This window comes from Nonomuraea sp. NPDC001684 (assembly GCF_053596515.1).
Genome location: NZ_JBSFGJ010000518.1, coordinates 1 through 6,147 on the forward strand (window position 1 = coordinate 1; position 6,147 = coordinate 6,147).

6 protein-coding genes are annotated in these 6,147 nt (G+C 72.3%); 3 read left to right on the forward strand and 3 right to left on the reverse strand.

All coding sequences use genetic code 11. The annotated features are described in order from the left end of the window. The 3 genes from ACWCSD_RS45780 to ACWCSD_RS45790 all read left to right on the forward strand — a co-directional run. A partial coding sequence (locus tag ACWCSD_RS45780; protein ID WP_449924912.1) for a sensor histidine kinase occupies positions 1 to 758 on the forward strand: 758 nt, incomplete at its 5' end. Then, the gene (locus tag ACWCSD_RS45785; RefSeq protein WP_397157540.1) at positions 755 to 1,417 is read left to right on the forward strand and encodes a response regulator transcription factor; all 663 of its coding nucleotides are present in this window, start codon (positions 755 to 757) and stop codon (positions 1,415 to 1,417) included. The genes ACWCSD_RS45780 and ACWCSD_RS45785, both read left to right, overlap by 4 nt. 279 nt (positions 1,418 to 1,696) lie before the next feature. Then, the gene (locus ACWCSD_RS45790) at positions 1,697 to 3,031 is read left to right on the forward strand and encodes an erythromycin esterase family protein (RefSeq protein ID WP_397157542.1); all 1,335 of its coding nucleotides are present in this window, start codon (positions 1,697 to 1,699) and stop codon (positions 3,029 to 3,031) included. 99 nt (positions 3,032 to 3,130) lie between these two features. Here the strand turns inward: ACWCSD_RS45790 and ACWCSD_RS45795 are convergent, their stop codons facing one another. From ACWCSD_RS45795 to ACWCSD_RS45805, 3 genes are all read right to left on the reverse strand, one after another. Then, positions 3,131 to 3,283, reverse strand: a complete 153-nt coding sequence (locus ACWCSD_RS45795) for a hypothetical protein (RefSeq protein ID WP_397157544.1) — start codon at positions 3,281 to 3,283, stop codon at positions 3,131 to 3,133. Between the two features lie 194 nt (positions 3,284 to 3,477). Next, positions 3,478 to 5,736 carry a hypothetical protein gene (locus tag ACWCSD_RS45800; RefSeq protein ID WP_449924916.1) on the reverse strand — a complete coding sequence of 753 codons (2,259 nt, stop codon included), beginning with the start codon at positions 5,734 to 5,736 and terminating at the stop codon, positions 3,478 to 3,480. A 15-nt stretch (positions 5,737 to 5,751) separates the two neighbouring features. Further along, positions 5,752 to 6,147 (reverse strand): hypothetical protein (locus ACWCSD_RS45805; protein WP_449924918.1); only part of this gene is annotated, 396 nt, incomplete at its 5' end.

Consider the following 6,147-nt stretch of genomic DNA (forward strand, 5'->3'; position numbering starts at 1 on the left):
CGGGCGGCTCGCCCGCCCGCGCGCTGGCCTCCGGCGGCGCCGAGGTGCTCTGGCTGGCGCTGGTGCTGGCGGTCGGCAACGCCCGCCACCTCCAGGCGCGCTGGCGGGCGCAACTGGAGCAGGCACGCGAGGCGGACGCCCGCCGCCGGCTCGCCGAACAGCGGCTGGAGATCTCCCGCGAGCTGCACGACATCATCGCCCACACCTTGGCCGTGGTCGGCGTGCATCTCAACGTGGCCGCCGACGCGCTGGACGACTCTCCCGAGGAGACGCGCGCGGCCCTGCGCACCGCGATGGACGTGCGCGGCAAGGCCATGGCCGACCTGCGCTCGCTCATCGGCGTGCTGCGGATCGACGGTGACGCCGCCCCGCAGCCGGACCTGGGCGGCATCGCCGATCTCGTCTCCGCCGCCCGGGCCGCCGGCCTGGAGGTGGAGCTGCACGAGGAGGGCGATGCCGCCACGGTCGCCGGCCCGCAGGCCGTCGCGGCCCACCGGCTCGTCCAGGAGGCGCTGACCAACACCATCAAACACGCCGACGCCACCCGGGTGTCGGTGCGGCTGCGGTATGCGAGCCACGCGGTGACGGTCGAGGTGGCCGACGACGGCCGCGGCGCGACCGCCCCGGCCGATGGCGTCCTGGCCGGGGGCCACGGACTGACCGGCATGCGCGAACGTGTCACCACCCTGGGCGGCACGCTGAGCATCGAAGGGAGCGAGGGGTTCGCCGTGCGCGCGATCATCCCCATGGCAACATGACGATCAAGGTGCTGCTCGCCGACGACCAGGCCCTCGTCCGGGCCGGTTTCCGCAGCCTGCTCAACCGCTCCAAGGACCTGACCGTGGTCGGCGAGGCCGCCACGGGCGACGAGGCCGTCCGGCAGGCGCGCGCCACCGAGCCCGACGTGATCCTCATGGACATCCGCATGCCGGGAATGGACGGCATCGAGGCCACCCGCCGGGTGCTGGCCGAACGCCCGGGGACCAAGGTCGTCATCCTGACCACGTTCGACACCGACGACCACGTCTTCGCCGCGCTGCGCGCCGGCGCCAGCGGGTTCCTCACCAAGGAGGTCGAACCGGCCGAGCTGCGCCACGCCGTGGCCGTGGTGGCCGCGGGCGAGGCACTGCTGTCGCCGAGCGTCACCCGGCGGGTCGTCCAGCAGTTCGCTCACCGGCCCGCCCCGCTGAGCGGCGACCGGCTCACCGCGCTCGCCGTGCTCACCGATCGCGAACGCGAGGTCGTCCGTCTGGTGGCGGAGGGGCTGTCCAACGACCAGATCGCCGCCAGGCTCGTGATCAGCCCGCTGACCGCCAAGACGCACATCACCCGCGCCCTGATGAAACTCGGCGTCCGAGACCGGGTGCAGCTGGTCATCCTCGCCTACGAGACCGGCCTGGTGCAGCCGGGCTCCTGACCGTCTTCTGGGACGCCGACGAGAAGTCCTGCGAGCGGTGCGCGAGCAGGGGGTGCCAGGTCAAGACCCGCGGCGGCGGCAAGGAGTACACCGTGCTGAACCTGGCGGCCGTCCCCCGGTGAGCTCGGCCGCGCGAGGGCGGCCTCGGTAGGGCTGGCCCTACCTGTTCGAGGCAGTGCGTACGCCGAAAAATGCGCAGGTCAGCGGCATCGTCTGGGCATCCGGGCGCGTCATACGGTTCTTGGCGTCAAGTAATGGCGACACCAAGGAGCAAGTGACATGACCGTTGGCCGGAAGCTCGCCGCCCTCGCGGCGGGCCTGACCCTCGTGCCCGTCCTGGCCCAGGCGGCCTTCGCGGCTGAGCCCGCCGCGCCCGCCGCGCCCGCCGAGCCCGTGCGAGCTCTGGAGGCGGCGGCGCAGGAACTGCGCTCGACCGAGCCGGGCGCGGAGTCGGGCGACCTGAGGGCGTTCGGCCGGATGGTGGGTGACGCCCGGGTCGTCGGCATGGGCGAGGCGACCCACGGTTCGCATGAGTTCTTCACGGTGAAGGAGCGGGTCTTCCGTTACCTCGTGGAGAAGAAGGGTTTCACCACGTTCGCGCTGGAGGCCAGCTGGTCGGGAGGGGTGCGGCTGGACGAGTACCTGCGGACGGGGAAGGGCGACCTGCGGGCCATCGCCAAGGAGGTGCTGCGGGCCTCGCCGTGGGAGCGTGAGGAACTCGTCGGGATGCTGGAGTGGATGCGCGAGCACAACCGCCGCGACCCCGGCCACCCGCTGCACGTCATGGGCGACGACGTCGGCGCGCCGAAGGTGGGCGAGGAGGTCTTCGCCCGCATCGCGCAGTACGTCCGGGGCGCCCACCCCGGCTCCACCGCTCCCCTGGCGGCGCTGTACGAGGGGTTGCGCCCGCTCGACGACGTCTTCGCCTACCTGAACCGGCCGCTGGACGAACGGCGGCAGCTCGCCGCCAAGGCTCAGCAGGCGCTCGACCTGCTCCTCAGCCTGGGAGGGCCGCGGGCGTCGGCCGCGTACGACAGCGCCGTCCAGGACGCCCGGTTCATCGCCCAGACCGCCAAGTTCGCCGGCTACGACCTGGCCGACAAGTCCTGGCTGAGCGTCATGGAGCGCTACCGCGACCAGGTCATGGCCGACAACACCGTCTGGTGGCTGCGACACCACGGCGGCAAGATCCTCATGTCCGCGCAGAACACCCACGCCGGGTACGTCTCCGGCGATCCCGCGCTCTACCCGAAGACGCAGGGCGCCTACCTGCGCGACATGCTGGGCGAGAAGTACGTCGCCGTCGGCTTCACCTTCGACCGCGGATCCTTCCTGTCGAAGGACGCCGCGCTGGGCGGCGACTGGAAGCAGTTCACCGCCGGCCCCGCCGAACCCGGCAGCAACGAGCACACCCTCGACCGGGTCCGCTACGACGACTTCTACCTCGACATGCGCACCGCGCCGGCCGCCGCGCGCGACTGGCTGGCGGTGGCTCGCCCGACCCGCAACATCGGCACGCAGTACCCGTACCCGCCGCTCGACACCGCCCTGTCCCGCGCATTCGACGTGCTGGTCCACCTGCACGAGGTGCGTTCGGCGCAGGTGCTCAAGTAGCGAGGCAGTCGGCGGGGCCCGCGGCAGACGCCCCGGGCCCCGCCTCATTCAGCTGTCCGTCCGGTCATCACCCGGTACGCCGCAGGCGTCCCGGACGGCTCAGTACCAGCCGCCGGTGGTGGTGATCGTCTGGGTGTTCATGGTGGACCCGCTGCAGTTGACGCTCACGTCGAAGCAGGTCATGTCGCAGTACATGAGGCCGGCCTCGTCGGCGGTCGGCAGCATGTCCAGGGCGGAGACGTTCAGTTCCATGGCAATTCCCTTCCCTATGGTGGGGAGCGGGCGGCCGCCTCGCGCGGCGCCCCTTTTCACGGCCGGTCCCGGAGCGCGCGGCCGACATGTGGCCGAGCCCCGCGTCCCGGACCGCCGGGGCCGTGCCGAGCCGCCAGTCGCCACAGGCCGATTCCAAGGTTTCGCAGGCCACGCCGAACAGCGGTCGAGAAGGCTCAGCTCCGGGCCAGGGAGACGGTCCCCTCGCCACTCTTCTTAATCACGACGACCGCGTAGACGCCGGTCGTCCTCGGGTCGGAGATGGTGATCCGCTCGGCCTTGCCCGCTCCGCCGCTCGCGGCGCGGCGCGCGGCGGAACGCGGCTGCCCCCACACGGCGGGGTTGGGCGTCATCACGAAGAGGTCGACGTCCTGGCCGTTGCGGGGCGTGACGGTGAGGGTCGCGGGCACGCCCTGCTCCAGCCGGACGGTCCGGATCTCCACCAGCCGATCGGCGGCCATGGCGAGCTCCTGGGGAGATCCCTTCCCCAGGTCGCCGTCGGGCGCCTGCGCCACCTCCAGCGCGTACTCCTGATAGTCGGCGGGAGACCCGGCCCAGGCGGTGAAGGATTCGTCGGCGACGGGCGGCTGCACGGCGACGAAGTCCGGGTTGGCCGCCCAGTCCTCGCTGGTGACGGGCGGCTTGCCCGCCGCCTGGGGCACGACGTCCAGGTTGACGTCCGTTCCGTCGGCGGCGACCGCGGAGGTCACGGCCACCGCCCACCGCCCGGCCGGGACGGTGAAGAGCTCTTCCTGCGGGACGTTGGTGGGCCAGCGCGCCGGACTGCGGTCCAGCAGCGCCGACAGGCGGCTCACCCTGATCGTGTTCTGGAACAACACCTGCTCGGCGAGGGCCTGGTTCCGGACGTCCAGCCCGAGCAGGAACTGGTCGAGGTCGTCGGCGGCCACGTTCCTGAAGGCCGCCACGACCCCTTCCGGCCCGATCCCGGCGACGTCCCAGTACTTCTCGTCGCGTGCCCCGGAGTCGGCCAGGTCGAGCAGGGCGCCGGCCACGCGCCCCTCGGTCCTGTCGGCGTCGGGACCGCTCGGCCAGCCTGCGCTGTACCAGCGCGGGCTCTCCAGGTCGACGTCCTGGAGGCCGCCGGTGGCCCACCGGAAATGTGTGTCTCCGTACGTCTGGACCGCGACCCAGTCGGCCCACCCCTCCACCCAGGCGCAGGACTTGGTCGCCATCGGCGTCATCATGTAGTGGGCCCGGCAGGAGGGGTCCATCGGCGGCAGGTGGCCGTAGGTGTAGTCCATGATGAAGTGCCCGAGCTCGTGGGCGATCTCCATCTTCCGCAGCTGCGCCGACGCCGTCAGATGGGCCTCGAACTCGCGGGGGCAGGAGGGGGCGGCGACCCTGCTGCAGTAGTAGGAGCCGCCGGGGACGGCCCGGTCGGGAGCCCAGACCAGGAGCACCCTCCGGCAGGAGGCCGAGCCCGTCTCCCAGCACCCGTCGCCCGGCTGGCCCAGCCAGCCGGTGTAGGCCTTCCAGGTGTCGTGGGCGGCGGTGAAGAGGCGGAACGCGCCCTCGATCGGGCTGCCCGGCGCGGCCTGGTAGTCGATGACCGACAGCGCGGTGCCGCGGGGGATGTCCGGCCGCACCTCGCTCCGGTCGAGATAGTTGGTGCCGTCGGCCGGCTTCACCACTCCCCAGTAGTCGCCGGTCGAGGTCACCTCGACGTAGACGTCCTGGCCGGTGCCGTCCTCCTCGACGCCGTCGAAGCACACCCGGTAGTCGCCGGTGTCGTCGGTGACGGTCCAGCCGATCTGCTCGGAGCCGTCCGCGTCGACGTCGAACGTCTCGACGAGCACCTTGGGCACGCCTCTGAGCGCGCCGGTCTCCGCCACGACGTGCGTGATCCGGCCGTGCACGCACGTGTCACCGGGCAGGTCGCTCCTCCGCGCCGGGATCCGGACGCCGCGGGCGCGGTCGTCCGCCGGCATGCCGAAGATCGACCGGGTGCCGATGGTGAGGTAGGCCAGGCCCTCGGTGCCCGGTCCCGGCCGCCCGTCCCGGGCCTGCACCCGGATGGAGGCCGGGCCCGGCCGCTCGGCCGCGACCACTGCCTCGTACCGGATGGTCCGGCCTTTTTTCACGCGTTCGGCACGGCTGGTCGCCCGGTCCACGGGGCTGCGGCCGACCGTGGCCGTGTCGTGGGTGAATCCGGCGGGTGGGGTCGTCCATTTCAGGGTGTCGGGGAGTTCGATGATCGTGGTGGCGTCGGGTATGTCCTGTTTCGGCGTCACCACGACCGTGAGTCTCGCGCTCTGCCCGACGGCGGGGGCGCGGTCGAGCGAGACGTCGACGGTGAAGCAGTCCCCCGGGACGCAGGACGGCTGTCCCGGGGCTGCGGCGTGGGCCGGGGCCGTGGTGAGTCCCACGGCCGCCAGCACCCCCGCCAGGATGGTCGCCATCAGACGGCGTGACATCGGCATGTCTCCTGATCAGCCCGCGCAGGCCACGGGCGAGTCGAAGTGGCCAGGTGAGGTGGGATAGGGCGAACCGCTGTCGCCCGAGGCCGGGACGGCCACCTCCCGCGTCCCCGACGGGTCGCCCGCCGCACGCCCGGCGCCCGCGCCCCAGGCCACCTTGGCCAGGAAGTCGAGCATCGCCGGGGAGTGCTGGCGGACGATGTTGTGCCCGCCGTTGGCCGGGCCGCAGTGGGTGTAGAGGTTGAAGCCGCCGTTCCAGTCGATCATCTTGTCGCCGGGGTTGGGCCCGTTGGCCGTGCGGTCGCCCTGGAGCACGTCGCGGTCCGCGCCGCCGTACTGCCAGTCCACGCCCTGGTGGTGCTGGTCGTCGGCGGTGGCGGCGTTGTCCTTGTCGGTCATGCGGAACCA

Excerpts from the sequence above, each read along its gene's own strand:
- ACWCSD_RS45785 (WP_397157540.1), top strand. The coding sequence starts at position 755 with ATGACGATCAAGGTGCTGCTCGCCGACGACCAGGCCCTCGTCCGGGCC.
- ACWCSD_RS45790 (WP_397157542.1), top strand. The coding sequence starts at position 1,697 with ATGACCGTTGGCCGGAAGCTCGCCGCCCTCGCGGCGGGCCTGACCCTC.
- ACWCSD_RS45795 (WP_397157544.1), bottom strand. The coding sequence starts at position 3,283 with ATGGAACTGAACGTCTCCGCCCTGGACATGCTGCCGACCGCCGACGAG.
- ACWCSD_RS45800 (WP_449924916.1), bottom strand. The coding sequence starts at position 5,736 with ATGTCACGCCGTCTGATGGCGACCATCCTGGCGGGGGTGCTGGCGGCC.